At 58.2% G+C, this 25,733-nt stretch carries 29 protein-coding genes; 23 read left to right on the forward strand and 6 right to left on the reverse strand.

Annotation, left to right across the window (positions count from 1 at the left end):
* Position 1: 1 nt before the first annotated feature.
* The 4 genes from mnmG to C9E81_RS10015 are packed head-to-tail and all read left to right on the forward strand — an operon-like array spanning position 2 to position 4,122.
* Positions 2-1,870 (forward strand): tRNA uridine-5-carboxymethylaminomethyl(34) synthesis enzyme MnmG, encoded by a 1,869-nt coding sequence (gene mnmG / locus C9E81_RS10000; protein WP_208021147.1) that lies wholly within the window; start codon positions 2-4, stop codon positions 1,868-1,870.
* Entirely contained in the window at positions 1,867-2,463 is a 597-nt protein-coding gene (rsmG, locus tag C9E81_RS10005) for a 16S rRNA (guanine(527)-N(7))-methyltransferase RsmG (protein WP_122112174.1), read from the forward strand. Before mnmG ends, rsmG begins: the two co-directional genes overlap by 4 nt.
* Entirely contained in the window at positions 2,456-3,241 is a 786-nt protein-coding gene (locus tag C9E81_RS10010; protein WP_122112175.1) for a ParA family protein, read from the forward strand. Before rsmG ends, C9E81_RS10010 begins: the two co-directional genes overlap by 8 nt.
* Complete coding sequence (locus tag C9E81_RS10015) at positions 3,241-4,122, forward strand: ParB/RepB/Spo0J family partition protein (protein WP_122112176.1); 882 nt, start codon at positions 3,241-3,243, stop codon at positions 4,120-4,122. The genes C9E81_RS10010 and C9E81_RS10015 overlap by 1 nt, the downstream gene beginning before the upstream one ends.
* 57 nt (positions 4,123-4,179) lie before the next feature.
* Here C9E81_RS10015 and C9E81_RS10020 read toward each other — a convergent pair whose 3' ends face one another.
* Genes C9E81_RS10020 through rph form a run of 4 tightly spaced genes read right to left on the reverse strand, consistent with a single transcriptional unit; the run spans position 4,180 to position 7,070 of the window.
* Positions 4,180-4,533 carry a YbaN family protein gene (locus C9E81_RS10020; protein ID WP_122112177.1) on the reverse strand — a complete coding sequence of 118 codons (354 nt, stop codon included), beginning with the start codon at positions 4,531-4,533 and terminating at the stop codon, positions 4,180-4,182.
* A gap of 3 nt (positions 4,534-4,536) precedes the next feature.
* The gene (gene hemW / locus C9E81_RS10025) at positions 4,537-5,712 is read right to left on the reverse strand and encodes a radical SAM family heme chaperone HemW (protein WP_122112178.1); all 1,176 of its coding nucleotides are present in this window, start codon (positions 5,710-5,712) and stop codon (positions 4,537-4,539) included.
* Between the two features lie 39 nt (positions 5,713-5,751).
* Positions 5,752-6,360, reverse strand: a complete 609-nt coding sequence (gene rdgB / locus C9E81_RS10030) for an RdgB/HAM1 family non-canonical purine NTP pyrophosphatase (protein WP_122112179.1) — start codon at positions 6,358-6,360, stop codon at positions 5,752-5,754.
* Positions 6,357-7,070: a ribonuclease PH gene (gene rph, locus C9E81_RS10035; RefSeq protein ID WP_122112180.1), complete on the reverse strand. Its 714-nt coding sequence runs from the start codon at positions 7,068-7,070 to the stop codon at positions 6,357-6,359. The genes rdgB and rph overlap by 4 nt, the downstream gene beginning before the upstream one ends.
* Before the next feature lie 73 nt (positions 7,071-7,143).
* Between rph and hrcA the strand changes: the two genes are divergently transcribed.
* The 11 genes from hrcA to C9E81_RS10090 all read left to right on the forward strand — a co-directional run bounded on the left by hrcA (position 7,144) and on the right by C9E81_RS10090 (position 17,187).
* Positions 7,144-8,199 (forward strand): heat-inducible transcriptional repressor HrcA, encoded by a 1,056-nt coding sequence (gene hrcA, locus C9E81_RS10040; protein WP_122112418.1) that lies wholly within the window; start codon positions 7,144-7,146, stop codon positions 8,197-8,199.
* Between the two features lie 8 nt (positions 8,200-8,207).
* On the forward strand, positions 8,208-8,747 hold the full coding sequence (locus C9E81_RS10045) for a nucleotide exchange factor GrpE (protein WP_122112181.1): 540 nt from the start codon (positions 8,208-8,210) through the stop codon (positions 8,745-8,747).
* Between the two features lie 166 nt (positions 8,748-8,913).
* Positions 8,914-9,498 (forward strand): S-(hydroxymethyl)glutathione synthase, encoded by a 585-nt coding sequence (gene gfa, locus C9E81_RS10050; protein WP_122112182.1) that lies wholly within the window; start codon positions 8,914-8,916, stop codon positions 9,496-9,498.
* Between the two features lie 98 nt (positions 9,499-9,596).
* Entirely contained in the window at positions 9,597-10,724 is a 1,128-nt protein-coding gene (locus C9E81_RS10055) for an S-(hydroxymethyl)glutathione dehydrogenase/class III alcohol dehydrogenase (protein ID WP_122112183.1), read from the forward strand.
* A 79-nt stretch (positions 10,725-10,803) separates the two neighbouring features.
* Positions 10,804-11,436: an ATP-dependent Clp protease proteolytic subunit gene (locus C9E81_RS10060; protein ID WP_122112184.1), complete on the forward strand. Its 633-nt coding sequence runs from the start codon at positions 10,804-10,806 to the stop codon at positions 11,434-11,436.
* On the forward strand, positions 11,433-11,954 hold the full coding sequence (locus tag C9E81_RS10065) for a GNAT family N-acetyltransferase (protein WP_122112185.1): 522 nt from the start codon (positions 11,433-11,435) through the stop codon (positions 11,952-11,954). The genes C9E81_RS10060 and C9E81_RS10065 overlap by 4 nt, the downstream gene beginning before the upstream one ends.
* Positions 11,944-12,777 carry an S-formylglutathione hydrolase gene (gene fghA / locus C9E81_RS10070; protein WP_122112186.1) on the forward strand — a complete coding sequence of 278 codons (834 nt, stop codon included), beginning with the start codon at positions 11,944-11,946 and terminating at the stop codon, positions 12,775-12,777. Before C9E81_RS10065 ends, fghA begins: the two co-directional genes overlap by 11 nt.
* Before the next feature lie 391 nt (positions 12,778-13,168).
* Positions 13,169-15,058, forward strand: coding sequence for a methanol/ethanol family PQQ-dependent dehydrogenase (locus tag C9E81_RS10075; protein WP_122112187.1), 1,890 nt, complete (start codon positions 13,169-13,171; stop codon positions 15,056-15,058).
* Positions 15,059-15,183: 125 nt separating this feature from the next.
* The gene (locus C9E81_RS10080; protein ID WP_243698596.1) at positions 15,184-15,843 is read left to right on the forward strand and encodes a c-type cytochrome, methanol metabolism-related; all 660 of its coding nucleotides are present in this window, start codon (positions 15,184-15,186) and stop codon (positions 15,841-15,843) included.
* Between the two features lies 1 nt (position 15,844).
* On the forward strand, positions 15,845-16,660 hold the full coding sequence (locus C9E81_RS10085; protein WP_122112189.1) for a substrate-binding domain-containing protein: 816 nt from the start codon (positions 15,845-15,847) through the stop codon (positions 16,658-16,660).
* Positions 16,657-17,187 carry a PQQ-dependent catabolism-associated CXXCW motif protein gene (locus tag C9E81_RS10090; RefSeq protein WP_122112190.1) on the forward strand — a complete coding sequence of 177 codons (531 nt, stop codon included), beginning with the start codon at positions 16,657-16,659 and terminating at the stop codon, positions 17,185-17,187. Before C9E81_RS10085 ends, C9E81_RS10090 begins: the two co-directional genes overlap by 4 nt.
* Here C9E81_RS10090 and C9E81_RS10095 read toward each other — a convergent pair.
* Positions 17,162-18,361 (reverse strand): YncE family protein, encoded by a 1,200-nt coding sequence (locus tag C9E81_RS10095; protein WP_147457584.1) that lies wholly within the window; start codon positions 18,359-18,361, stop codon positions 17,162-17,164. The genes C9E81_RS10090 and C9E81_RS10095 overlap by 26 nt on opposite strands.
* A 94-nt stretch (positions 18,362-18,455) precedes the next feature.
* Positions 18,456-19,013, reverse strand: coding sequence for an SRPBCC family protein (locus C9E81_RS10100; RefSeq protein WP_122112192.1), 558 nt, complete (start codon positions 19,011-19,013; stop codon positions 18,456-18,458).
* Positions 19,014-19,202: 189 nt separating this feature from the next.
* On the opposite strand from C9E81_RS10100, the gene C9E81_RS10105 reads away from it, so the two are divergent.
* The 8 genes from C9E81_RS10105 (at position 19,203) to rpsT (ending at position 25,378) form a co-directional block, all read left to right on the forward strand.
* Entirely contained in the window at positions 19,203-20,393 is a 1,191-nt protein-coding gene (locus tag C9E81_RS10105) for an ABC transporter substrate-binding protein (protein WP_122112193.1), read from the forward strand.
* Between the two features lie 8 nt (positions 20,394-20,401).
* On the forward strand, positions 20,402-21,361 hold the full coding sequence (locus C9E81_RS10110; RefSeq protein ID WP_166461871.1) for a YVTN family beta-propeller repeat protein: 960 nt from the start codon (positions 20,402-20,404) through the stop codon (positions 21,359-21,361).
* A gap of 32 nt (positions 21,362-21,393) precedes the next feature.
* The gene (locus tag C9E81_RS10115; RefSeq protein WP_122112195.1) at positions 21,394-21,957 is read left to right on the forward strand and encodes a cupredoxin domain-containing protein; all 564 of its coding nucleotides are present in this window, start codon (positions 21,394-21,396) and stop codon (positions 21,955-21,957) included.
* A gap of 5 nt (positions 21,958-21,962) precedes the next feature.
* Entirely contained in the window at positions 21,963-22,685 is a 723-nt protein-coding gene (locus C9E81_RS10120) for an ABC transporter ATP-binding protein (RefSeq protein WP_208021148.1), read from the forward strand.
* A complete protein-coding gene (locus tag C9E81_RS10125; protein WP_122112197.1) occupies positions 22,682-23,503 on the forward strand; it encodes an ABC transporter permease in 822 nt (273 codons plus the stop codon). Before C9E81_RS10120 ends, C9E81_RS10125 begins: the two co-directional genes overlap by 4 nt.
* Positions 23,500-24,093, forward strand: coding sequence for a hypothetical protein (locus C9E81_RS10130; protein ID WP_122112198.1), 594 nt, complete (start codon positions 23,500-23,502; stop codon positions 24,091-24,093). Before C9E81_RS10125 ends, C9E81_RS10130 begins: the two co-directional genes overlap by 4 nt.
* 101 nt (positions 24,094-24,194) lie before the next feature.
* Positions 24,195-24,971 carry an enoyl-CoA hydratase gene (locus tag C9E81_RS10135; RefSeq protein ID WP_122112199.1) on the forward strand — a complete coding sequence of 259 codons (777 nt, stop codon included), beginning with the start codon at positions 24,195-24,197 and terminating at the stop codon, positions 24,969-24,971.
* Positions 24,972-25,108: 137 nt separating this feature from the next.
* Positions 25,109-25,378 carry a 30S ribosomal protein S20 gene (rpsT, locus tag C9E81_RS10140; RefSeq protein WP_122112200.1) on the forward strand — a complete coding sequence of 90 codons (270 nt, stop codon included), beginning with the start codon at positions 25,109-25,111 and terminating at the stop codon, positions 25,376-25,378.
* The last annotated feature ends 355 nt before the right edge of the window (positions 25,379-25,733 follow it).

Here is a 25,733-nt window from a genome sequence, read left to right on the forward strand (position 1 = left end):
GATGTTTCACGTGAAACATTACGATGTGCTTGTCATCGGCGGAGGTCACGCTGGCATGGAAGCTGCTGCTGCTGCAGCCCGCATGGGTGCAGCAACGGCTTTGGTAACGATGCGCAAGGAGGACATCGGCACACTTTCTTGCAATCCGGCGATTGGAGGGCTTGGCAAAGGGCATTTGGTGCGCGAAATCGATGCACTTGATGGCCTGATGGGAAGATTTGCCGACAAGGCTGGCATACAGTTTCGCCTTTTGAACCGACGTAAGGGCCCGGCCGTCCAAGGGCCACGTGCCCAAATGGATCGCGCTACATACAGATATGTAGCCTATCGGGAACTAGCCACCACACCTGGGCTGGACATGGTTTTCGACAAAGTTCTTGGCCTTCTCGGGGATGCCAGACATGTTTCCGGTGTAAAGCTGGCTGAGGGTGGGCAAATTCATGCATCCGCAGTCATACTTACGACCGGGACGTTTCTGAATGGAGTAATCCATATTGGTGATGTCAACCGCCCAGCTGGCCGTTGGGAAGGCGATGCCTCTAACAGCTTGGCAGAATCGCTCAGGCGCTTTGATTTACCATTGGGACGGCTAAAAACCGGTACACCCCCTCGGATCGATGGAAGATCGATCAACTGGGAAATGTTACAGGAGCAACCGGGCGATGATGATCCGGTCATGTTCTCGTATCTAAGCGACGCGCCCGTTCTTCGGCAGGTATCTTGCTTCATTACGCATACCAATGCCCAAACGCATGACATTATTCGCGGTAATTTGAATCGTTCGGCCATGTATGGCGGTCGGATCTCGGGTAACGGCCCACGTTACTGCCCTTCGATAGAAGATAAAGTTGTGCGATTTTCGGACAAGCAATCGCATCAGATATTTCTCGAACCGGAGGGCTTAACCGATCATACCGTTTATCCGAACGGGATTTCTACATCACTACCAGCAGATATACAGTTGGCCTATGTCCGATCCATCCGCGGTTTGGAAAACGCTGAGATCATACAACCTGGCTATGCTGTCGAATATGATTATGTAGACCCACGCAGCCTTGAACCCAGCTTACGCGTAAAAAACGTCGACGGCCTATACCTCGCTGGACAGATCAACGGGACAACGGGTTATGAAGAAGCAGCGGCGCAAGGCTTGGTTGCGGGCGTTAACGCGGCTCTCGCTGTGGACGGCAGGGACTCCGTTTTGTTCAGCAGAACCGACAGTTATATAGGTGTAATGATTGATGATTTGGTTACTCGCGGGGTGACCGAGCCATATCGCATGTTCACATCGCGAGCGGAGTTCCGCCTGACATTGAGAGCGGATAATGCTGACCAGCGTATGACACCTATTGGCATGGCGATAGGTTGTATCAAAGAAGAGCGCAGCGCTGCTTTTACGGATCGCCAGGAACGCTATACTGCAGCCCGAAAGAGAGCAGAGGAGCAGCACCACTCTCCAACGGAGCTGCAGCGGGCTGGAATAGCGGTCCGTTTAGATGGACAACAACGGTCGGTGTTTTCGTTGCTTGGCATGGCGGATATACCCAAATCTAAGCTCTATGAGCTGGCGTCTTGGCTTGAAGGCTTGGAACCAGACACAATCCAACAGTTGGCCAACGATTCGCTATATCACCGATATATCGATCGCCAGAAACGCGATGCTGAGGCATTGAGGACAGACGAAGCTGTTACATTACCCAAAAATCTCGACTATCAGCGGATAGCTGGGCTTTCTTCTGAGCTACGCGCCAAGCTGTCGCAGAGCCGTCCGGCGACTCTGGCCGCTGCCGCAAAGATTGAAGGAATGACGCCTGCAGCACTTACATTACTGATTGCGACTGCCCGGACCATGGAGCGGAAACTCGCATGATTGGCGATGTTTCACGTGAAACAAAAGATTTGCTGAACGAGTATCAGGAGCTATTGGTTCGCTGGAACAAGAAAATTAACCTTGTGGCTCCTTCAACGATTTCGCAACTGAGAGCCCGCCATATAGACGATTGCCTGCAAATCTCCAGATATGCCGATCCTGAATGCGGGATTTGGGCCGATCTCGGCAGTGGAGGCGGGCTGCCGGGAATTGTTCTTGCGATATTCTTTGCTTCACGGCCGGTCCGTTTCATGCTTGTGGAAAGCGATCAGAGAAAGGCCGCATTCCTACGATCCGTGGCTCGCTCCCTAGACTTGCATAATGTCAATGTTCAGAACGATCGAATTGAAGCTATTAATCCGCTGAATGCTGCTCACATAAGTGCCCGAGCGCTTGCCCCGCTACCACGCCTTATGCCATATCTTGATCGACACATGGCAAAAGACGGGCAGGCATGGCTGATGAAGGGCGAGAAATGGCAGGCCGAAGTGGATGAAGCCCGGAAATACTGGAAATTCAATCTCACATCAATAGCTAGCAGCACTCAACCCGGTGCTGCCATCCTCAAGATAGGCGAGGTTTCGGATGCCTGACCACCACATCGTGGCAATTGCAAACCAGAAAGGTGGTGTCGGTAAAACCACCACAGCAATTAATCTTGGCGCGGCGTTGGCCTTTGGCGGCCATCAGACAATTCTGATAGACTTGGACCCACAGGGCAATGCGTCCACCGGTTTGGGCATAGATGCAGATAAGCGCACGCATACGGTCTATGATCTGTTGGTTGGCCCGGATTCGCTTGAAACGGTAGCGCAAGACACAAATATCGAGAATTTGCAGATTGTTCCGGCGACACCGGATCTCGCATCGGCGGATGTCGAATTGTCAAATGCTGCTGATCGCACCCGGCTTTTGCGTAGCAAGCTTCAAAAGGTGGAGTCGAACAAGATTATTCTCATCGATTGTCCCCCGGCGCTCGGCTTGCTGACCGTCAACGCCATGGTTGCGGCCAACAGTGTGCTTGTTCCGCTCCAGGCGGAGTTTTATGCATTGGAAGGTCTTTCCCAGCTTTTGACTTCGGTTCGCCAGGTCCGCCAGACGGCCAATCCGGGACTTCGTGTCAACGGTGTGCTGTTGACAATGTCCGATTATCGAAACAATTTGTCCCAGCAGGTCGAAGCGGATGCGCGTGCAACCTTGGGCGATTTGATCTATCCAACAGTTATCCCGCGTAACGTGCGCGTGTCTGAAGCACCGTCGCACGCCAAGCCAGTGCTTGTATATGATCCGCATTCGAAAGGCAGCGCTGCCTATCGGCAATTTGCGGTTGAATTCGCCGCTCGTCTCAATCTCAATTTGGAGGCCGCATGATGTCGGACAGCAAAACCGCAAAACGAGGCCTTGGCCGCGGACTTTCGGCGTTGATGGCAGATGTCGATCTCTCTACACCAGATCTCCCGGATCGCTCGATGATCCCCATTGAGCAAATCACGGCGAATCCCGATCAGCCCCGCCGCCAGTTCAAACCTGAAGCGTTAAGCGAGCTGGCCGATTCGCTCAAAAGCCGTGGTGTTCTACAGCCTTTGATCGTGCGGCCACATCCCAAGGACCAAGGGCTTTACCAGATTGTCGCCGGCGAACGTCGCTGGCGCGCGGCACAAATGGCTCAGCTTCATGAACTTCCGGTCATCATTCGGGATCTATCCGATGCGGAGGTATTGGAAGTTGCCATTATCGAAAACATTCAGCGCGCGGATTTGAATGCTATCGAAGAGGCAACATCGTTCCGTCAATTGATGGATCGTTTCGGGCACACTCAGGAAAAGCTCGCCGAGGCGCTCAACAAGAGCCGTAGCCATATCGCGAACCTCCTTCGCTTGCTAAACCTGCCTGATGCGGTGCAAGAACTGGTTAAAGGCGGGCAGCTTAGTGCTGGTCATGCGCGTGCATTGATAACGGCTCCGAATGCCGTGCAACTGGCGCGAAAAGTAGTAGAAAAAGGTCTTTCCGTGCGCGAAACCGAGGAATTGGTTCGCAAGCAAATGGAGACCGCAGAAAAGACCAGCAAGGGGGCATCTCGCAAGCAGGAGAAAGACGCGGATACCCGTGCTCTTGAAGCGGATCTTTCCGCGCATCTGCGCATGAAAGTAGCGATCAAGCATGTTGGGGTAGACGGTGGTCAACTCTCTGTCACCTATAAGGATCTCGACCAACTCGATAAGCTATGTCAGATTCTGGGCGGGAACAGGTAAGATCAATTTGCCCGGCACATGAGCAGAGCTGTGCCGGGCGATGATATCCGAAGGGAATCAGGCGTTCGGTCGCGTCACCACGTAAAGGCCGATCATCGAACAGATCGTCACCTGCATGACGATCAGCCACGTTGGAAGACCAAGCCAAATTGCAGCTGCAATACCAAAGACCATTGCAGCAACTGCCCATAGCTTTGCAATCCTGCCAACGGCACCACGTTCCTGCCATGCTCGAACATGTGGACCATAAACTTCGTGATCGAGGATTTTCTGCCGTAACCGAGGGGAAGACCGGGCAAAAGCCCAAGCGGCGACCAAAAGAAAAGGAACAGTCGGCATCACCGGCAAAGCAATGCCGATTACTGCTAGAGCTAGGGCTGTTATACCGATCACATACCAGATAATGCTCATCTACTAGGCCAGTTCCCTTAAAATAGCGTTTAAGATCGGCCGCCCTGCCGAACTAGTCCGCAACCGGCCCTCTGATCTTTCGATCATGCCCAATTCCTCCAGTCGAGCCACCGACCCCGCATCAAGCGATTTCCCGGCAAGTCTTGCAAATCGCTGCTCGTCCAGACCTTCTTGCAACCGCATCGCCATCAGCAGGTATTCCATCGCCTGTTCCCCTGGCGGCAGCAACGTCCTCGGTAGCTCTCCGGTTCCATCACGCTCTACGGCATCGAGCCAGATACCCGGAGCACGATGAGCCTCGGTTGCCATACGGCCATGGGGCAGGGTGATCCGCCCATGTGCACCGGGGCCCACTGCAGCCCAATCTCCCTGCCGCCAATAGATCAGATTGTGGCGGCTCTCAAACCCTACTGCGGCATGATTGGAAATCTCGTAACCCGGCATCCCGGCGGCCATGCAAACCTCATTGGTTTCCAGATACATGTCGGCAGACAGGTCGTCATCGGGAAGATCATGCAATTTCCCCGCAGCGGCGCGCGCTCCGAAAGCTGTCCCAGGTTCGATAGTCAGTTGGTAGAGCGAGAGGTGATCCACCGCCATTGACAAGGCTTCCCGGAGTTCTGCCCGCCATGCCTCGGCTGTCTGGCCTTGTCGCGCATAGATCAGGTCGAAACTGACCCGATCAAAGCACTCCCGTGCGACGTCGAAAGCTGTCCGGGCCTCAGTTACCGAATGCAGCCGTCCCAAGCGCCGCAAATCATCGTCGTTCAATGCCTGTATGCCCATCGATAACCGATTGACACCCGCATCGGCGTAACCGCGAAAGCGGCCTTTCTCGACGCTGGTCGGGTTTGCTTCCAAGCTGATCTCGATGTCATTGGCAAAGTTCCAGCTTGCTCTCGCCATACGGATTACGGCATCGACAGTCTCGGGAGTCATTAATGAAGGTGTTCCACCGCCAAAGAAAATACTTCCTAGAAGCCGGTCCGGCAGTTCCTCGGACAGCCGAGAGATTTCAGCGCATAGCGCTCTGGCCCAACGCGATTGTTCAACATGTGCAACAACATGGCTGTTGAAATCGCAATAAGGACATTTGGCGGCACAGAATGGCCAGTGAACATAAAGACCAAACCCTCCCGCACGCCAATCTTCTTCTTCACCAAAGGCGGCTCCACTCATGGCTGCATCCAGACCATGAGTGACAAGGAAGTGGATTTTCTATTGAAAACAGTCATTTATCATTTTCTTTACCGCCAGTGCCCGATGGCTGAGACGATTCTTCAGCTCGGGCGGCATCTCTCCCAGCGTCAGGTTGTACCCATCGGGCATGAAGATCGGATCATAACCATGTCCCTCAACGCCGCGAGGCGGCCAGATGACTTGTCCTGGCAGAACCCCCTCGAACACCTCGTCATGTCCATCTGGCCACATCAGCACAAGCGTGCAGCGAAACTGTGCATTGCGCGGCTTGGGAGCTTGCCGCTCCTCCAGGGCCTGCCAGGTTTTCTCCATCGCCAACCTGAAATCGCGGCCATTGCCGGTCTCGGCCCAGTCGGCTGTATAGACGCCGGGGGCACCATCCAGCGCATCGACGCTGATACCGCTGTCATCCGCAAGCACCGGCAGGCCTGTCGCCTCGACGGCGGCGCGAGCCTTGATGCGTGCGTTGCCCAGAAAACTGTCCTCGGTTTCGGCCGGCTCGCCAAGACCTTTTTCCGCTGCGCCTACGACCTCGACGCCATAGGGCGCCAGCAGAGCCCGCATCTCGCCCAGCTTGCCGGCATTATGCGTCGCCACCAACAGATATTTTTCGTCAAATCTCCTCATTTCAGCGCTGCTCTCTGCGCCGCCGTCAGTTCGGCTATACCAGCCTCGGCAAGATCGACGAGCTGTGCCATCTCATCGCGCGAGAAGGTCGCTCCTTCAGCTGACATCTGCACCTCGATAAGGCGACCCGTGCCCGTCATGACGAAGTTCCCGTCCGTGCCCGCCTCGCTGTCTTCGGCATAATCCAGATCAACCACCAATTGACCGGCATAAATTCCGCAACTTACCGCCGCCACGTGATCCACGATCGGATCCCTCGTAAGAGTCCCGGCTTCCAGAAGCTTGTTCACTGCCAGCCGCAGCGCTACCCAGCCCCCGGTAATCGAGGCGCAACGGGTGCCGCCATCCGCCTGGATAACATCGCAGTCTATCGTGATCTGCCGTTCTCCAAGCGCCACCCGATCCACCCCGGCCCGCAGGCTGCGCCCGATAAGCCGCTGAATCTCCTGCGTGCGGCCCGATTGTTTGCCCTGCGTTGCCTCTCGCCGGTTGCGCGTATTGGTGGCGCGCGGCAGCATCCCGTATTCCGCTGTCACCCAGCCAAGCCCCGTACCCTTAAGAAAACGCGGCGGGTTATCCTCGATCGAGGCGCTACACAGCACATGTGTATTACCGCAACGGATCAGGCACGACCCTTCGGCGTGCCGCATCACCCCGGTTTCGATTGAAATCGGGCGCATTTGGCTTAAGTTCCGGCCAGAAGGGCGCATGGGTTATCCTTTCCTTGATGATCAGGCTGCCCAATACCGCCCCGCGCCCCGGTCACGCAAGCCCGTGAAGGTCATGAGTCAGGAAACGCTGCTATCAGAACTGAACGAACGCTCCCGCGAAGTCTTTCGCCGGGTGGTCGAAACCTATCTTGAAACCGGGGAGCCCGTGGGTTCGCGCACTTTAACGCGGGCGATGTCCGAAAAGCTGAGTGCGGCTACCGTTCGCAATGTCATGCAGGATCTTGAATTCATGGGCCTGCTGGACAGTCCGCATGTCTCGGCGGGGCGCTTGCCGTCGCATATGGGTTTGCGGCTTTTTGTTGATGGCATGATGGAGGTCGATGCCGTCGATCCCGACGATCAGGCCATGATGGACCGCACACTCGGTAACGACGACTCGGATACGGGTGCAATGCTGGACCGGGTCAGCACCGCGCTCAGCTCGATCACGCATGGTGCCTCGCTGGTTCTGATGCCCAAGCACGAGGCGCCGATTCGCCATATCGAATTCGTCAGCCTCGCCCCGGACCGTGCTCTCGTGGTGCTGGTTTTTGCCGATGGGCATGTCGAAAATCGCATCTTCATCCCGCCGGAGGGACAGACCCCGTCCTCAATGCGCGAAGCGGGAAACTTTCTTAACGCGATGGCGGAGGGCAAGACCCTTGCGGAATTGCGCAGTCACATGACCCGCCAACTTGCCGAAAGACGCCGTGAACTGGACATCCTCGCTGCCGAGTTGGTGCAGTCCGGCCTGGCGCTCTGGGATACCGAAGCCACGGATCCGCGGCTGATCGTGCGGGGCAGGGCTAACCTTCTGGACAGTGAAGCCGCCGATCTCGATCGTATCCGGGTTCTGTTCGACGATCTCGAACGCAAGCGCGACATCGTCGAATTCCTCGAACTGGCCGAGCAGGGTGATGGTGTGCGTATTTTCATCGGCTCCGAAAACAAGCTTTTTTCACTTTCGGGTTCCGCTCTGGTGGTTTCACCCTATATGAATGCCGACCGAAAGATTGTAGGCGCGGTTGGCGTGATCGGACCGACCCGGTTGAATTATGGCCGCATCGTGCCGATCGTCGATTATACCGCGCAGCTGGTCGGGCGTGTGCTGTCCGGCCGGAAAGGATGAAAGTAGGAATGAACGAGCAGAACGAGCAACCGATCGAAGATGTCGTCGAGGATTCGCTGACCGAAATCGAGGATCAGGCCGAAGAGATTGCGCGCCTCACAGCCGAACGGGATGAATTCCGCGATAAGTTCATGCGCGCGCTTGCCGATGCGGAAAACTCTCGCAAACGTGCCGACAAGGATCGTCGCGATGCCGAACAATATGGCGGCTCGCGCCTGGCCCGAGACCTTCTGCCCGTGCATGACGCGCTGACCCGGGCCCTGAACGCTGTCGGGGAAGAGCAGCGGGCGGCCGCCAAGGCTCTGATCGAGGGTGTGGAACTGACCTTGCGCGAGTTGTCGAATGTGTTCGGCAAGCACGGAATCACCGTTATCACACCCGAACCGGGCGACAGATTCGATCCGACCTGGCATGAGGCGATGTTCGAGGCCGCTGTTCCCGGAACAAAGGCTGGAGAGATCATCCAGGTCATGGATAACGGCTTCCGCCTGCATGATCGCCTGCTCCGCCCTGCCAAGGTGGGCGTTTCCTCGACCCCCGCAAACTGAGGCGGATATCAGTGAAGCAAGGGGATCCGCCTGACTCTCGCCCGGCCTGATCGGCGGCGATCTTGCAGCTTCCCGTCACCGCGATGCTACAACCTTCCGCTGACTTGCCGATTCTTCCCGTCCGCGCGACGGTTGGGAAGGTATTCGGTCATCGGAGGAGGGGACCATGGCAAACACAGCAGGGGTGAAGATTCATCCTGCCGTCGATAACGGCGTCAAATCAGGAAACCCGAACTTTTCCGGTGGTACGCTCAGTTGTCACTGCGCCAGCAATCCGGTCAGGGTCAGGGTGGGCGCTCAGACCGCGCATAACCATGTCTGCGGCTGCACCAAGTGCTGGAAGCCGGACGGCGCTGTTTTCAGCCAGATCGCTGTTGTCTCGCGCGATGCGGTCGAGGTGCTGGAAAACGGCGATAAACTGGAGATCGTCAATGCCGATGCGCCGATCCAGCGCTATCGCTGCAGGGATTGCGGCGTGCACATGTATGGCCGGATCGAGAACAAGGATCATCCATTCTACGGTCTCGACTTCGTGCATACCGAGCTGTCCTCCGAGGACGGCTGGTCAGCACCGGAATTTGCCGCCTTCGTCAGTTCGATTATCGAATCAGGCGTCGATCCGTCGGAGATGGACGCGATCCGGTCGCGTCTGCGCGAGCTTGGGCTGGAACCCTATGACGCATTGTCGCCACCCCTTATGGACGCGATCGCGACCCATGTGGCAAAAAAATCCGGCGCGCTGCCCGCTTGACGGCAGCCCGGCCGGCTGAAAGCGAAACGCGAGAGGGCCGCAAGAGCCGGCCCTCTCGGTCATGACATGAAGCTGTTGAGATTGATAGGAGACTTGCGATGAAAACTCGTGCAGCCGTCGCCCTCGAGGCCGGCAAACCGCTGGAAGTGATGGAGGTCAATCTCGAAGGCCCGAAGGAAGGCGAGGTCATGGTCGAGATCAAGGCGACCGGCATCTGCCATACCGACGAATTCACCCGCTCGGGCGCCGATCCCGAGGGGTTGTTTCCCTCGATCCTGGGCCATGAGGGCGCCGGTATCGTGGTCGAGGTTGGTCCCGGCGTGACCTCCGTGAAACCCGGCGATCACGTGATCCCGCTCTATACCCCGGAATGCCGTGAATGCGCGTCCTGCCTGTCGGGCAAGACCAATCTCTGCACCCGGATCCGCGCGACCCAAGGACAGGGGTTGATGCCCGACGGAACGTCCCGTTTCAGCCTGCCCGACGGCACTCCGATCCATCATTACATGGGCTGCTCGACCTTCTCGAACTACACGGTGCTGCCCGAAATCGCCGTCGCCAAGGTTCGCGAGGACGCGCCTTTCGACAAGATTTGCTATATCGGCTGCGGCGTGACCACCGGGATCGGCGCGGTGATCAATACCGCCAAGGTCGAGATCGGCGCCAAGGCCGTGGTCTTCGGGCTGGGCGGTATCGGCCTGAACGTTATCCAGGGCCTTCGTCTGGCCGGGGCGGACATGATCATCGGCGTCGATCTGAACGACGACAAGAAGGAGATGGCCGAGCGTTTCGGCATGACTCATTTCGTCAACCCCAAGAATGTCGAGAATACCGTGCAGGAAATTGTCGAGCTGACCAAGACGCCCTTCGACCAGATCGGCGGCGCGGATTACAGCTTTGATGCCACCGGCAATGTCAAGGTGATGCGCGATGCGCTGGAATGCACCCATCGCGGTTGGGGCCAGTCGGTCATCATTGGTGTGGCACCTGCGGGTGCCGAGATCAGCACCCGACCGTTCCAGCTTGTCACCGGCCGGGTCTGGAAAGGCACCGCCTTTGGCGGCGCGCGCGGCCGCACCGATGTGCCGAAAATCGTAGACTGGTACATGGATGGCAAGATCGAGATCGACCCGATGATCACCCACACCATGCCGCTTGATGACATCAACAAGGGCTTCGACCTGATGCATCACGGCGAGTCGATTCGTTCGGTCGTGCTTTACTGATCCTTCACGGCTGCTTAGGTAATGGAACGGCGGGGCCACCGGTCCCGCCGTTGCCATGCGAATGAAGGAGAGCAGTCCCATGCGGCACCAATGGCTGGACGATGACGACGACGATCAGGAAGAGGACCAACCGCAAAAGGACGACAAGGAGGGGCTTGGCCTTCCCGAAGGCGACAATATCGGCAAGCTGTATTTCAAGTCGCGCACCGTGATCGTCGCGGGCACGATCACCGACAGGCTGGCGCAGCGCACCGTCGCGCATCTGCTGGCGCTGGCCGAGGATGGCGACGATCCGATAAACATGTTGATCAGTTCTCCCGGCGGGCATGTCGAATCGGGTGATATGATCCATGATGTCATCAAGTTCATCCGCCCCACAGTGCGCACCATCGGCTCTGGTTGGGTGGCAAGCGCCGGGGCGCTGATCTTCGTCGGTGCGCAGAAGGATAACCGTTTTTGCCTTCCCAACACTCGCTTCCTGTTGCATCAGCCTTCAGGCGGTATCGGCGGCACCTCTTCCGACATGATGATCCAGGCCGAGCAGATCCGTCAGATGCGTCAGCGCCTGAACGAGATCTTTGCCGAGGCGACGGGCCAGACGGCAGAGCGGATCGAGCAGGACACCAAGCGCGATTTCTGGCTGAACACGCAGGAGGCGCTTGAATACGGACTGCTGGGCAAGGTCATCCGCAGCGTGGATGAACTGAAATGAGTCCGCGCGGGGAGGTTGCAATCCGCCCCGCGCATGATGCCGATCGCGACGCCATCTGGGCGATCCTGGAACCGGTCTATCGCGCGGGAGAGACCTATTGCATTCCGCGCGACATCAGTCGCGAGGAAGCGCTGATCGATTGGTTCGCGCGGCCCTTTACCGCCTTCGTGGCGGAGATCGATGGCGACATTCTTGGCACCAGCCATATCGGCGCGAATCGGCCCGGAGGTGGAGCGCATGTCGCCAATGCCTCTTTTGCCACGCATCCACGGGCGCGCGGCAGGGGTGTCGCCCGGGCCTTGGCCGAGCATGCCAAGACATGGGCAACAGAGCAGGGTTTCCGTGCCATGCAGTTCAATTTCGTGGTTTCCACCAATGCCGATGCCGTCCATTTGTGGCAGAAAGTCGGATTCGAGATTGTAGGCCGCCTGCCGGGCGCGTTTCTTCACCCGCAGCAGGGACCGGTGGATGCGCTGGTCATGTTCCACGAACTGAAGGGAGAACCTTATGAGCCTTGAGACCGTATCCGAGAACCGCAGTTTTGGTGGCACGCAGGGTGTTTACCGTCATAAATCGCAGGCTACCGGAACCGATATGACCTTCGGCCTGTTCCTGCCGGAAGAGGCGCAACATGGCCGGGTGCCGGTGCTGTGGTATCTGTCGGGCCTGACCTGCACTCATGAGAACGCCATGACCAAGGCAGCGGCGCAGGAATGGTGTGCAGAAGCGGGCATTGCCATTGTCTTTCCAGACACCTCGCCCCGTGGCGACGATGTGGCGGATGACGAGGCCTATGATCTGGGCAAGGGCGCGGGCTTTTACGTGAATGCCACGCAGGATCCATGGAAGCCGCATTTCCAGATGTGGCATTATGTCGTGCATGAACTTCCCGAGCTGCTCAGCGATAATTTTGCCATCGACCGCGATGCGATGGGCATCACCGGTCATTCCATGGGCGGTCATGGTGCGCTGACCATCGCCATGACTCATTCCGAGCGCTACAAGTCCGTCTCGGCTTTTGCTCCGATCGCCAACCCGACCGAGTCGGATTGGGGGAAGAAACAATTGACTGCCTATCTGGGAGATGACCGTGCGGCGTGGCGCGCGCATGATTCGACCATCCTGATGACGGAAAGGGGTTTTCCCGGCGAGATCCTGATCGATCAGGGTAGCAGCGATCAGTTCCTTGATCTGCTCAAGCCCGAATCGCTGGCCCATGCGATGATGGCCCGGCGTCAGCCCGGTCAGTTTCGCATGCAACCCGGCTACGATCACAGTTATTTCTTTGTCCAGAGCTTTATGGCTGACCATGTCATGTGGCACGCCGAGCGGCTGGTCTGAAGGCTTTGTTCCGCGGAATGCGTCCTGACCGGCCTTGATCTCGGTGGAAACCGCCGGGTTACATTCCGCGATAACCTGGGCTTTGCCCGCCGCTGGCCGGTTCTCCAACCAGCGGCGGATCACTCGGTGACCCGGAGGTATTCGCATGAAAGAAGACCCGGATACTGGCCGGGCGTGGAAATAGTCCATGCAGAATTCTGGTAAAAACTGAAGTAACTTATATGATTGCCGATCATTCCCGGCCATTCTGCTAAATAGCCATCAGACTTTAGGGGCAATTGGCAGGGCGGCAGATTGACGCAGGCGGGTGTGCGTCCAAAACTGACTTCTGGACGAGCTGCGGAGGAGGACTTGACCGCAGCGGATGATCCACAAGCGGAGGAACACATCCATGAAGAAACTGTTAAACAGCGCTGCGGTCGCGCTGCTGCTTTCGGGCGCAGCAGCCTATGCGAATGACAGCGTCATTGCCGAGATGGAAAAAACCGGCCAATGGGCGATCCAGACCGGGGATTATGCCAATACCCGGTATTCCGAACTGGACCAGATCAACAAGGACAATGTCGGAGATTTGCGCGTCGCCTGGACCTTCTCGACCGGCGTGCTGCGTGGCCATGAGGGCGGCCCGCTGATCATCGACAATATCATGTATGTCCACACTCCTTTCCCGAACAACGTCTATGCGCTGGACCTGAACGATAACGGAAAGATCCTGTGGAAATACCAGCCTCAGCAGGATCCCGAAGTCATCGCGGTAATGTGCTGCGACACCGTAAGCCGGGGCGTGGCCTATGCCGACGGCCTGATCCTGCATCACCAGGCCGACACCACGCTGGTCGCGCTGGACGCCAAGACCGGCGAGGAAAAGTGGAAGGTCAAGACAGGCGATCCCTCGATCGGCGAAACGAATACCGCAACTGTGATGCCCGTGGGTGACAAGGTCATCGTCGGCGTGTCGGGCGGTGAATACGGTGTGCGCGGCCGGGTGACTGCCTATAGCCTCGCAGACGGCTCCGAAGTCTGGAAGGCCTATTCGACCGGCCCGGACGAGGAAATGCTGGTCGACCCCGAAAAGACCACGCATCTGGGCAAACCCATCGGTGCGGACAGTTCGATCAGCAGCTGGGAAGGCGATCAGTGGAAGATCGGCGGCGGCACGACCTGGGGATGGTATGCCTATGATCCCGAACTGAACCTGGTCTATTACGGCACCGGCAACCCTTCGACCTGGAACCCTTCGCAGCGTCCGGGCGACAACAAATGGTCGATGACCATCATGGCCCGCGATGCCGATACCGGCATGGCCAAGTGGTTCTACCAGATGACGCCGCATGACGAATGGGATTTCGACGGCGTGAACGAGATGATCCTGACCGATCAGGAAGTCGATGGCGAGATGCGCAAGCTTCTGACCCATTTCGACCGGAACGGTCTGGCTTATACCCTCGACCGTGAAACCGGCGAGTTGCTGGTGGCCGAGAAATACGACCCGGTGGTGAACTGGACGACCGGCGTTGACATGGATCCGGAATCCGAGAACTACGGCCGTCCCGCCGTGGTTGCCGAATACTCGACCGAGCAGAACGGCGAGGACACCAACACCACCGGCGTTTGCCCGGCGGCGCTTGGCACCAAGGACCAGCAGCCGGCAGCCTATTCACCGGATACCGGGTTGTTCTATGTGCCGACCAACCACGTTTGCATGGATTACGAGCCGTTCCGTGTGGCCTACACCGCCGGTCAACCCTATGTCGGTGCAACGCTGTCGATGTATCCCGCGCCCGAGAGCCATGGCGGTATGGGTAACTTCATTGCCTGGGATAACATCAACGGCGAGATCAAGTGGTCCCTGCCCGAGCAGTTCTCGGTCTGGTCGGGTGCTCTGGCAACCGCTGGCGGAGTGGTTTTCTACGGTACGCTCGAGGGTTACCTGAAGGCGGTCGATGCCGAGACGGGCGAGGAACTTTACAAGTTCAAGACCCCATCGGGCATCATCGGCAACGTCACGACCTACACGCATAACGACAAGCAATATATCGCCGTGTTGTCAGGTGTCGGCGGTTGGGCCGGGATCGGTCTGGCGGCTGGTCTTACAAACCCGAATGACGGTCTGGGCGCCGTGGGAGGTTATGCCTCGCTCAGCGACTATACCGAGCTTGGCGGTCAGCTGACAGTGTTCGAACTGCCGGGCGACGCTCCGGAAGGTGCGGCGACCGAAGAAGCGTCTGCCGAAGAAGCGCCAGCAGAAGAAGCTCCTGCGGAGGAGGCAGCCACTGAATAATCGAATGAAGGCTAATACTTTCGTTCCGATTGAGCAAAAGTGATCTGTGAAAGGGCCGCCCCAGCGATAGACTGGGGCGGTTCTGTCTGAGGAGAGCAGACATTGAAATGTGGAGGAAGACAGCAATGAAAGCCATCATCAGCCTCACGGCGCTGGTTCTTGGCGCGTCCCTGTCCAGCATGGCCATGGCGCAAGGCAAGGAAACGACCGAGGCCCCGGCCGATACAGGCGCGGAAGCGGCCGAAACTGCGGATGCCCCCGCTGCGGAGGAAGGAGCCGCCGCAGCCGAAACCAGCGATGAGCCGGTGGAACTGGCCGAGGGCGAGACGACGCTGCCCAATGGCATGGACATTACACCATCCGAGATGATGGACGGCCGCTGGTACAACGAAGAGGGGATCCCGACTTTCAAGATAGAGGAGGATGGCACGGTCGATTACGCCACTTTCTCGGGTTTCCGCCGTTATCATGCGGAATGCCATGTCTGCCACGGCCCGGACGGCGAGGGCTCGACCTATGCGCCGGCGCTCAAGAATTCGGTGCTGCGTATGGATTACTACGATTTCCAGGAAATAGCCGCGTCCGGCAAGCAGGAAGTCAGCAATTCGGCAAACCAGGTCATGCCCGCCTTTGGTACCAACAAGAATGTCTGGTGCTATATCGACGACATTTATGTCTATCTGCTTGCGCGCGGAACCGATTCCATTCCGCGTGGACGCCCTGCGAAGAAGGCGGAAAAGTCGGATGAATTCCTTGCGCAGGAAGATTCCTGCATGTCGATGTAGCATGCGGCACGCTGTCTTATCCGCTGTTATCATCTGGTTGTGCGTAACCGGATCGGCCACCTCGCAGGTGGCCGATCTGCGCTCGACTACGGAATTTCGCGTCTGCGCGGATCCCGCGAATGTGCCAATGTCGGTCAAGGATGGTTCCGGCTTTGAAAACCGGCTGGCGAAGCTGTTCGGTCAACTCATGGACAAGCCGGTGACCTACAGCTGGTTTCCTTCTGGCATGGGGTTCATTACCAAGACGCTGCGTGCGGGAACCTGTGACGTGGTGATGGGCTATGCGCAGGGTGATGAACTGGTGCAGAACACCAATCATTATTACACCTCTGTCTATGGGATCGTGACCCGCAAGGATGGTGATCTCGCTTCGGTCGATCAACTGACCGATCCAGCGTTGAAGGATCATCCGATCGGGGTGGTGGCGGGGACACCTCCGGCCACGATCATGGCGCGGGCCGGACTGGCCAAGGACATGAAAGGAGCGGATCTGTTCGTGGATCGTCGCGTCAAGGATCCGGTCGGGGAGTTGCTGGAAGGGGTGCGTGACGGCACCTTGCATGCCGCCGTGCTTTGGGGGCCTCTGGTCGGACCAAGGATCAAGGACGATCCTGCATTGCAATTCACACCGCTTCTTAAGGAAACCTCCGGTCCCAAGATGTTCTATCGCATCACCATGGGTGTGCGTCCGGACGAACAGGAATGGAAACGCGAACTCAACAGCCTGATCCGTCGCCACCAGGACGAGATCAACAAAATTCTGCATGAGGCGGGCGTGCCTCTTGTGGACGATTATGGCAAGGAACTTTTGCAATGATCCACTGGGTGGCCGCATTGATTCTCGTGGCCACCCCGCTTCTGGCCGAGGTGCCCGAGCCGGCGGATTACCGGGGAGAGCCCTACAAGGCCCCGGTTCCCGGAACACTCGCTGGGGCAGAGGTAATCGACGCCGAGCGAGCGATCGAGCTGCATGCGAAAGGGACCGCTTTTATCGACGTTCTGCCCCGCACCCGAAAACCCGCCAATCTGCCCGAGGATGTTATCTGGCGCGAACCAGGACACGACACGATCCCCGGCGCGATCTGGCTATGGGACACGGGATATCAGAACCTGTCACCTGCCGAGGAGGCCCGGCTGACAAAGGGACTGGAGCAGGCAACCGGCGGTGACAAGGCTGTTCCGGTCGTCATCTTCTGCCGCGCCGATTGCTGGATGAGCTGGAACGCGGCGAAACGGGCCGTATCACTCGGCTACAGCCGGGTCATCTGGTTTCCGGGCGGCACGGATGAATGGCTGGCAGCGATGGGCCCCGACCTGATCAGGGCTGAACCTGCCGCCCGGTGAACTGCCCAAAAGCGCGGGGACCCGCCGGCATTTCGACTTCGGCAATGATTTCGAGAGTTTGCGCATTGACCAAGGTAACCGTATCGGAATCCCAGTTGGCGACCACGACACCACCGCCTTCCGGTAAAGTGGCTATACCCTCTGGATAGTCTCCGACCTTTACTTCGCCGATAACCTTAAGGCTTTTGATATCGAATACGGTCAAGGTGCTGTCATACTGATTGGTGACGAAGCCGCGCCCTTCGGTGAAGGCGATACCATAGGGATGGCTGCCCGTTTTGACCTCGCCGACAAGCTGTCCACCGATCGGATCGATGACCGATACGACATCGCTCATCACATCGGCAGTCCATAACCGCCCATCATGGAACTTTACGGCAAAAGGATGCTTGCCCGCAGTTTCGATCCTGCGGATCAGGCGACCTGTCCCGCTGTCGAAAATGCTGACCTGATTATCGTCGCGATCGGCGGTGGCGACCAGCAGGCCGTCGTTGCTGACAGCGACTCCGGCCGGAGCAGCCCCTGTTTCGGCAATCCAGGCCTGATTGAGTTCGCCGTCGAGGCGCATCAGTTTTCCGTTGAACCAGTCGGTGACGAATACTCCGCCATTTGGTGCGACCGCTATGCCAAAGGCACCTTCGCCCAACTCCTTGCGGTTTATGATGCGGGCCTGCTCGTCCAGCACGCTGAGCCGTCCGGTATCGGCGGAAATGACATAGGCGCGCCGGGAGCGCGGATCATAGGCGACCGGGGCTGGAGCGCCGTCCAGAGGTGTCTGGGCGATGATTTCATGGCTGTGCAGATCGAGAATGGAAACGGCGTTGCCGTTTTGCGAGGTGATGAAGGCGAGATCCGCAGCAACAGCGGGGGTGAGCTGCAAAAACGGGGCCAGCAGAAGAAAGAGAGCCTTTCGCATCCACGATATCGACAAGTTGTCCTTTGCGGCAGCCGAAGGCACCTTGCCTCGCCGATCCTCGCCCGAAGCAACACCGCACCAGCCAGAGACAATGGAATGTATTTGCACAAAGAAGAGGAAACGCGGGTAGTTCCAACCTATCCTGTTGGCACGGTTTCGGATATGGCCCAAGCAGACCCGCTGCAACAAACATCCCGGTGCTTGATGCCCAGGTACTGATTGTGCACGTTTTGTGCGCGCGCAATATGCGGATGCCAAAGCCAAATTCCCAACGATTGTCTCTCAAGAACGGTTTGCTAGTGCATCCGCCGCGCGGGCGCAACGCGGGGTGGCGCTGCACCGCCGATGGGATCTACTCGACCTTGCCAAATCTTTCGGCCAATGCGCCGATGCCGGCTTGGTAAATACCCTCGACCGCCGCGATCGCTGCCTCGTCATTCAGCTCGGCCGGAGGGTTGTTGTTCGGAAAACCACGATAGAAACCCGCTTTCCAGATCACCTCGGCCTTGCCGTCCTTGTCCTTGACCTGCAGCGTCGAGGAGTAATTCGTCACCGGCAGAACCTCCACCGCAACATCGGTGATCATGTATTTGTACATGCGCTTTTCGGGATCCAGCCCGATCAACTGTTCGGTAATTGTCGGGTCGCCTTCATCGGCCTTCAGATGCAGCACGCGCGTGGATTCATCAGGAACATCGGCGGGCGCACCCTCGGGCGTCATTTCGGTCGAGGCGACGGCGGGATGCCAGCTCATGTCGTCGAAATGTCCGATCACCTCCCAGACTTCGTCGGGGCTGGCATCCAGCGTCACGCTCATCTGGGTTTTTTGCCGCGATGGACCATGCGCATTTGCCAGCCCCGCGAACGCCAGAACCGCGGCGAGGGCGGCGGCAAACAGTTTCAACTTCATATTTTCTGTTCCTCCCGGAAAAACCCGTGTTTCGAATGGGCGTCTTGATGAAGCAAACATGCCCCGTGCGGCTTTGCCGCGTCTATCAGACGAAAGCTGTAGGCAAATCTTCCCGCCCGGACCGGGAAGATAAACCGGGTTGCCGCGAAGCGTCATGACACTCAACATATGGCTTGGGAGAGGAAAGAAATGTTCAAGAGAATCATAGTACTTTTGGCTGGTATCTGGTTGATCGCCGGTCCGGCGCCCGCGCAGGAACAGCCGGAGCCCACGCTGATCCGTGCCGCCGTTTTGCGGGTGGACAGGCCCGGGCTGCCGCCGATCTCCCGGCTTGAACTGCCGGAGGAGGATCTGGGCTTTGCCGGTGCGCGCCTCGCAATCGAGGATAACGATACGACTGGCCGCTTCATGGGGCAGGATTTCGAGGCCGAAGAGGTTCTCGCAACGCCGGAGACCGCCGCGGATGAACTGGAGCGCCTGATCGGCGAGGAAGTCGAGTTCATCGTGGTTCTGGCCGACGACGCGACCATGCTGGCGCTTGCCGATCAGGCGGGTGATCACGCGATGCTGTTCAATGCCGGTGCCCGGGGTGACAATCTGCGCGGCAAGGATTGCCGGGCGAACACTATTCATGTCGCACCCAGCCATGCCATGCTTGCCGATGGTTTGGCGCAGTTCCTGATGTGGAAGAAGTGGTCCCGCTGGTTTCTGATCGAGGGAAGCCATCCCGAGGATACAGTTTTCGCCAATGCCCTGAAGCGGTCCGCCACGAAATTCGGCGCGAAGATCGTGGAAGAGCGTCTCTATGAGGATACCGGCGGTGCCCGCCGAACCGATTCCGGCCATGTGCAGGTGCAAAAGCAGATGCCGGTCTTTACCCAAAGCGCACCCGACCATGACGTGGTCGTTGCCGCTGACGAGGCGGGTATTTTCGCCGCTTACCTGCCTTACCAGACCTGGGATCCCCGCCCGGTGACCGGTTCGGCGGGCCTGGTGCCGCGCACATGGCATCCGGCGATGGAAGCCTGGGGCGCCAGTCAGTTCCAGAACCGCTTTGAGGATCTGGCCAACCGCCCGATGCGAGAGGAGGATTACCAGACATGGCTGGCGCTGCGCATGATCGGTGAAGCGGCAACGCGCAGCCAATCCGCCGATCCTGAGACCCTTAAGGAATTCATGCTGTCCGAAAATTTCGAGGTGGCGGGCTTCAAGGGGCAGAAACTGACGATGCGTGACTGGGATCATCAGCTTCGCCAGCCCATCCTGCTGACCACGGGGTTGCTGATGGCGTCGGTCAGTCCGCAGGAGCAATATCTGCATCAGGTCAGCCAGCTTGACACCCTGGGGATAGACCGTCCCGAAACCGAGTGTAAATTCTGAGAGGTGCCATGAAACATATCCTGACCATCGCCCTGTGCCTTGCCGCCACGCCCGTTCTGGCCAATCGCGTCTTCGTCAGTAATGAAAAAGGCAATGACGTCACCGTTCTGGACAGCGAGACGCTGGAGGTGATCGGCACCTATCCGGTTGGCAACCGTCCACGCGGCATCACCATCAGTCCCGATGGGAAAGAGCTGTATGTCTGCGCCTCGGATGACGATCTGGTGCGGGTGTTCGATCCCGAAACCATGGAGGAGCTGCACACGCTGCCATCCGGGCCGGACCCGGAACTGTTCGTGCTGCATCCTTCGGGAAATCCACTTTATATCGCCAACGAGGACGACAACCTGGTCACAGTGGTGGATACCGAGACCCATCAGGTGCTGGCCGAGATCCCCGTGGGCGTGGAACCCGAGGGCATGGGTGTCAGTCCTGATGGCAAGGTGGTCATCAACACCTCTGAAACCACCAATATGGCGCATTTCATCGATAGCGAGACCTTCGAGATCTTTGCCAATGTGCTGGTCGATTCGCGTCCGCGCTTTGCCGAATACAACCATGATGGCAGCAAACTTTACGTCAGTTCCGAGATCGGTGGGACCGTCAGCGTGATCGATCCCGCGACGCAGGAGATCGTTCACAAGATCAACTTCGAGATCCCCGGTGTCCTGCCCGAGGCGATCCAGCCCGTCGGGGTGCGCGTAACATCGGATGGAAAAAGGGTCTTCGTGGCTCTCGGCCCTGCGAATCGCGTTGCCGTCATCGATGGCGAGACGGATGAGGTGCTCGATTATCTTCTGGTCGGGCAACGCGTCTGGCAGATGGCCTTCACGCCGGATGAGAAATACCTGTTCACCACGAACGGCAATTCGAACGATGTCTCTGTGATCGATGTCGAGGCCGCCGAAGTGGTGAAATCAGTGCCCGTGGGCCAACAGCCCTGGGGTGTCGTTGTGGCGCCTGAATAAGTGCCGATTTACAGAATTCGAGGAGGAAAGAGATGATTCGTTTGCTGACGATCCTGATGCTTATGGCCGGTATGACCGTGCCCGCTGCCGCGCAAGAGACCGCCACCGACGATGCGGCCAAGTCCGAAGCCGCGGAAACCGAGGCTCCCGCGGCCGAAGAGGATGACGATGAGGAAGAAGAGGAAGCCGGTGGCGGTGAAGGCGTCTATGAAGCTGCGGGCAAGTATGACTACGGATTCGCGGGTGTGCTGGCGCGAGACAACCGGACCGATCTGGCGCCGCTGACGCTGGCCTCTGGCCAGCCCGTCGCGGGCGGCGAATATACACTGAAATCTGGTGGTTATTACCGTATCGACATCAATGCCGACGGCAGTCAGGAGCTTGCGCTGTCCGGGGGCGATTTTTTTCGGGCGGTCTGGATCAACGAGATCGTCATCAATGATATCGAGATTCGGCCCATGGGTGTTCACAGTCTCGAATTCGATGATGCCGGCACCGCCAGCATGAGTTTCATCGCCGTCGTTCCGGGTCGTTACACCTTGTCGGTCCCCGGTTCTTCGGGTGAAACTCAGCAAGCCGTGTTCAACATCCAATAGATATCGTGACAGCCGCGCTGGAGATAGATCAGGTCAACCATCGGTTCGGACGCTTTCAGGCGCTGAAGGAGGTGTCGCTGATCGTCCCGCGCGGCGGGTTCACGGCACTTCTGGGGGTGAACGGAGCGGGGAAGACCACGCTGTTTTCGCTGATTACCCGTCTTTACAACAACAGCACCGGCAGTATCCGCGTGGCAGGTTACGATCTGCGCCGCGAGCCCATGCAGGCGCTGGCCAGATTGGGCGTGGTATTTCAAAGCCGCGCCATGGATGCCGATCTGACCGTGCGCCAGAATCTCGCCTATCACGCAAGTCTTCATGGAATATCCCGCCAGGATGCGGCCGGGCGGATCGAGGAGGTGCTGTCGCAGGTCGGGCTGGTCGGAAAGTCGGCTGACCGCGTTTCGGCGCTTTCCGGCGGACAGCAGCGCCGGGCGGAGATTGCCCGAGCCCTGATTCATCGTCCGGATATCTTGCTTCTCGATGAGGCGACCGTGGGGCTGGACGTGAAATCGCGCGCGGAGGTGTTGGAATTGACCCGCCGCCTGATTGCCGAGAACGGGGTTTCGGCGCTCTGGGCCACCCATATAATGGATGAGATTCAACCGGATGACGACCTGGTGATCCTGCACCAGGGGCAGGTGCTGCGGCGGGGAAGCGCGGCGGATATCGCGGGCAGGCAGGGGCTTACCCAAGCTTTTCTCGACCTTACAGGGGTCGCGGTATGAGCGATATCACCTTTCCGCCCCGTGCGTGGGTCACGGCCTTCATTGGTATCTCCCTTCGTGAAACGCTGCGTTTCGTCAACCAGCGCGGCCGGTTTCTGGCTGCATTGGTGCGCCCGCTGGTCTGGCTGTTCATTTTCGCAGCCGGGTTCCGCGCGGTTCTGGGGCTGTCGATCACCGAACCTTATCAGACCTATGTTCTATACGAGGTCTACGTGACCCCCGGCCTTTGCGCGATGATCCAGCTTTTCAACGGCATGCAGTCCTCGCTGTCGATGGTCTATGACCGCGAGACCGGGGCAATGAGAACGCTGTTGGTCAGCCCGTTTCCACGCTGGTTCCTGCTGGGAGCCAAGCTGGTTGCTGGCGTCGTCGTATCGATCATACAGGTCTATACCTTCCTTGCCATCGCGTGGTTCTGGGAGGTGCGCCCGCCTGCACTGGGCTACCTGACCGTCCTGCCCGCCCTGATCCTGTCGGGGCTGATGCTTGGCGCGATGGGGCTGTTCCTGTCCTCGGCCATCCGGCAGCTCGAGAACTTCGCGGGTGTAATGAATTTCGTCATTTTCCCGATGTTTTTCGCCTCTACCGCGCTCTATCCGCTCTGGCGGATGCGCGAAAGCTCCACGCTTCTGCACGATATCTGCGCTGTCAATCCGTTCACCCATGCTGTCGAACTGGTCCGCTTTGCGCTTTACCAGCAGGTAAACTGGCTGTCGCTGGCTGTCGTTCTAGGCTGTTTGGCGGGGTTCTTCGGAGCGGCGGTGTTCATGTATGATCCGGCCAAGGGTCTTTGGGCTCGCAGAAAGGGAGTGGCATGAAACATATCCTGATGCTGATCGCCGTTTTGGGGGCGGGTCCGGCATTGGCCGCAAGCGGCACCGATCCGACCTGGCCCTGTATTCAGCGCAAGCAACCTCATCTGTCCCTAGGCCAGATCTGGTCCGGCCCGGTTCCGGATGAAAGAACCGAGGAACTGGCCCGCGACCCGGAGATCGCTGCCCTGGCTGACCGGCTGGAGCAGCGCCGCCTGCCATTGGAAGAGGCCGAGGCCGAGATCTCCGAATTCGCCAAGGAGGCCGATTCCGCCCGGCTTACGGCGCTGATGCTGGCGATCTTCAACCGGATTGAGCCGGATCGAAATGCGCTTATCGCGGGTATCGCGCGCTATGGCCAAAAACAGGTCGAGTTGTCTGAAAGGATCGAAAACCGCCGCGCGAATATGGCCAAGATGGAGGCGGCGGATAAACCCGATTTCGATGCCATCGATGCCGAAGAAGAGGCGCTGGACTGGGATCAGCGCATTTTTACCGAACGCCAGCAGTCGCTGACCTATGTATGCGAAACGCCGGTGATCCTGGAGCAGCGGGCCTTCGCGCTGGCCCGTGCCATTGCCAGCCATCTCGATTGACGGAATCATCAGATCGCGTCGCGGGAATTCAAATGCTGGCCTCATCGTCGGCGTCCTGCTAGGACTCGCGGCGATGCTCATCAGCAACGAGGGCCAATCAAATGGCTTACGAAACGATAATCGCGGAAATCGAGGACGAGGTAGCCCTGATTCGGCTGAACCGTCCCGAGGCCCGCAATGCGCTTAATGACCAATTGCTTTCCGAACTGTCGGAGGCGTTTCGCGATGCGGACAGGAATGACAAGGTGCGCTGCATCGTCCTGACCGGGAGCGAAAAGGTTTTCGCAGCGGGCGCCGATATCAAGGAAATGTCCCAGAAAGGCTTTGTCGATGTCTATGACGAAGACCTGTTCGGCGAAAAGATCGAAACGATTCAACGGATACGCAAGCCGATCATCGCTGCGGTCAGCGGCTATGCGCTGGGCGGCGGCTGTGAACTGGCCATGATGAGCGATTTCATCATCTGCGCCGAAAACGCCAAATTCGGACAACCCGAGATCAATCTTGGTGTCGTGGCGGGCATTGGCGGCACACAGCGGCTGACACGGTTCGTCGGCAAGGCCAAGGCGATGGACATGAACCTGACCGGCCGCTTCATGGACGCGGCCGAAGCCGAGCGTTCAGGCCTTGTCAGCCGGGTCGTGCCAACGCCGAAGCTGATTCCCGAGGCTATGGCAGCCGCGCGCAAGATCGCCGAGAAGTCGGCCGTTACGGTCAAGGCCGTGAAAGAATCGGTAAACCGGGCCTATGAAACCACACTGCGCGAAGGGCTGCTGTTCGAGCGTCGCACCTTCCATTCGATGTTCGCGACCGAGGATCAGACCGAGGGCATGGCCGCTTTCATGGAGAAGCGGGAGCCACAATTCCGCGACAAATAAGTCGCATCCTGCGATCAGCCGGGGTCCATGACGGGCGCTGACAAAAGAATCCGTCAGCAACTGTTGACTTGGAGCGGGGCCGCGCGTAGAAGCGCGGCTTCAAGAATTTACCCGAAAACAGTCGGAACCGCATACACATGGCCAATACGCCCCAATCCAAGAAGCGCGCACGCCAGACCCTGCGCCGCACCGAAGTCAACAAGGCCCGCCGGTCGCGCATCCGCACCTTTGTGCGCAAGGTCGAAGAGGCAATTGCCACCGGCAATGCCGAAGTTGCCCGTGAAGCCCTGAAAACCGCTCAGCCCGAGCTGATGCGCGGTGTAACGAAGGGTATCTATCACAAGAATACTGCGGCGCGGAAAATGTCGCGCCTGTCTGCACGTGTAAAGGCACTTTCCGCAGCTTGAATCGTGCATTGCACGATGCGCAAAAAACGCTTTGATACGGCACAGTAAGACCCGATTTCAACAACGGGTGCGTAGTTCTTCTGCGCACCCGTTTTGCGTATTCGCATCTGCAGAAAAACCCCTAAATTGTTCATTTTGAACGGTTTAGGAAATTTCGCTTATGAGTCAAAGGCCTTGCAGATTCGCTGACATACAATGCCTGTCAAGCGCATAGTTCAGTTGCACGATCCGCTCCGCTGTTGCAAATTTCAGCCTGCGATTCACGTCGCTCTTTGGGGGACAGGTCGTGCCGAAAACTGAAAATTGATTCGGTATTTCCGGTGTGATCGGGCGCTGAAAGAGACTAGCTCTTCTG

The organism is Paracoccus alkanivorans (assembly GCF_003697785.1).
GTDB lineage: Bacteria > Pseudomonadota > Alphaproteobacteria > Rhodobacterales > Rhodobacteraceae > Paracoccus > Paracoccus alkanivorans.

What these genes read in the sequence shown, in the direction of transcription:
- mnmG (WP_208021147.1), top strand. Translation starts at nt 2, where the DNA reads ATGTTTCACGTGAAACATTACGATGTGCTTGTCATCGGCGGAGGTCAC.
- rsmG (WP_122112174.1), top strand. Translation starts at nt 1,867, where the DNA reads ATGATTGGCGATGTTTCACGTGAAACAAAAGATTTGCTGAACGAGTAT.
- C9E81_RS10010 (WP_122112175.1), top strand. Translation starts at nt 2,456, where the DNA reads ATGCCTGACCACCACATCGTGGCAATTGCAAACCAGAAAGGTGGTGTC.
- C9E81_RS10015 (WP_122112176.1), top strand. Translation starts at nt 3,241, where the DNA reads ATGTCGGACAGCAAAACCGCAAAACGAGGCCTTGGCCGCGGACTTTCG.
- C9E81_RS10020 (WP_122112177.1), bottom strand. Translation starts at nt 4,533, where the DNA reads ATGAGCATTATCTGGTATGTGATCGGTATAACAGCCCTAGCTCTAGCA.
- hemW (WP_122112178.1), bottom strand. Translation starts at nt 5,712, where the DNA reads ATGAGTGGAGCCGCCTTTGGTGAAGAAGAAGATTGGCGTGCGGGAGGG.
- rdgB (WP_122112179.1), bottom strand. Translation starts at nt 6,360, where the DNA reads ATGAGGAGATTTGACGAAAAATATCTGTTGGTGGCGACGCATAATGCC.
- rph (WP_122112180.1), bottom strand. Translation starts at nt 7,070, where the DNA reads ATGCGCCCTTCTGGCCGGAACTTAAGCCAAATGCGCCCGATTTCAATC.
- hrcA (WP_122112418.1), top strand. Translation starts at nt 7,144, where the DNA reads ATGAGTCAGGAAACGCTGCTATCAGAACTGAACGAACGCTCCCGCGAA.
- C9E81_RS10045 (WP_122112181.1), top strand. Translation starts at nt 8,208, where the DNA reads ATGAACGAGCAGAACGAGCAACCGATCGAAGATGTCGTCGAGGATTCG.
- gfa (WP_122112182.1), top strand. Translation starts at nt 8,914, where the DNA reads ATGGCAAACACAGCAGGGGTGAAGATTCATCCTGCCGTCGATAACGGC.
- C9E81_RS10055 (WP_122112183.1), top strand. Translation starts at nt 9,597, where the DNA reads ATGAAAACTCGTGCAGCCGTCGCCCTCGAGGCCGGCAAACCGCTGGAA.
- C9E81_RS10060 (WP_122112184.1), top strand. Translation starts at nt 10,804, where the DNA reads ATGCGGCACCAATGGCTGGACGATGACGACGACGATCAGGAAGAGGAC.
- C9E81_RS10065 (WP_122112185.1), top strand. Translation starts at nt 11,433, where the DNA reads ATGAGTCCGCGCGGGGAGGTTGCAATCCGCCCCGCGCATGATGCCGAT.
- fghA (WP_122112186.1), top strand. Translation starts at nt 11,944, where the DNA reads ATGAGCCTTGAGACCGTATCCGAGAACCGCAGTTTTGGTGGCACGCAG.
- C9E81_RS10075 (WP_122112187.1), top strand. Translation starts at nt 13,169, where the DNA reads ATGAAGAAACTGTTAAACAGCGCTGCGGTCGCGCTGCTGCTTTCGGGC.
- C9E81_RS10080 (WP_243698596.1), top strand. Translation starts at nt 15,184, where the DNA reads ATGAAAGCCATCATCAGCCTCACGGCGCTGGTTCTTGGCGCGTCCCTG.
- C9E81_RS10085 (WP_122112189.1), top strand. Translation starts at nt 15,845, where the DNA reads ATGCGGCACGCTGTCTTATCCGCTGTTATCATCTGGTTGTGCGTAACC.
- C9E81_RS10090 (WP_122112190.1), top strand. Translation starts at nt 16,657, where the DNA reads ATGATCCACTGGGTGGCCGCATTGATTCTCGTGGCCACCCCGCTTCTG.
- C9E81_RS10100 (WP_122112192.1), bottom strand. Translation starts at nt 19,013, where the DNA reads ATGAAGTTGAAACTGTTTGCCGCCGCCCTCGCCGCGGTTCTGGCGTTC.
- C9E81_RS10105 (WP_122112193.1), top strand. Translation starts at nt 19,203, where the DNA reads ATGTTCAAGAGAATCATAGTACTTTTGGCTGGTATCTGGTTGATCGCC.
- C9E81_RS10110 (WP_166461871.1), top strand. Translation starts at nt 20,402, where the DNA reads ATGAAACATATCCTGACCATCGCCCTGTGCCTTGCCGCCACGCCCGTT.
- C9E81_RS10115 (WP_122112195.1), top strand. Translation starts at nt 21,394, where the DNA reads ATGATTCGTTTGCTGACGATCCTGATGCTTATGGCCGGTATGACCGTG.
- C9E81_RS10125 (WP_122112197.1), top strand. Translation starts at nt 22,682, where the DNA reads ATGAGCGATATCACCTTTCCGCCCCGTGCGTGGGTCACGGCCTTCATT.
- C9E81_RS10130 (WP_122112198.1), top strand. Translation starts at nt 23,500, where the DNA reads ATGAAACATATCCTGATGCTGATCGCCGTTTTGGGGGCGGGTCCGGCA.
- C9E81_RS10135 (WP_122112199.1), top strand. Translation starts at nt 24,195, where the DNA reads ATGGCTTACGAAACGATAATCGCGGAAATCGAGGACGAGGTAGCCCTG.
- rpsT (WP_122112200.1), top strand. Translation starts at nt 25,109, where the DNA reads ATGGCCAATACGCCCCAATCCAAGAAGCGCGCACGCCAGACCCTGCGC.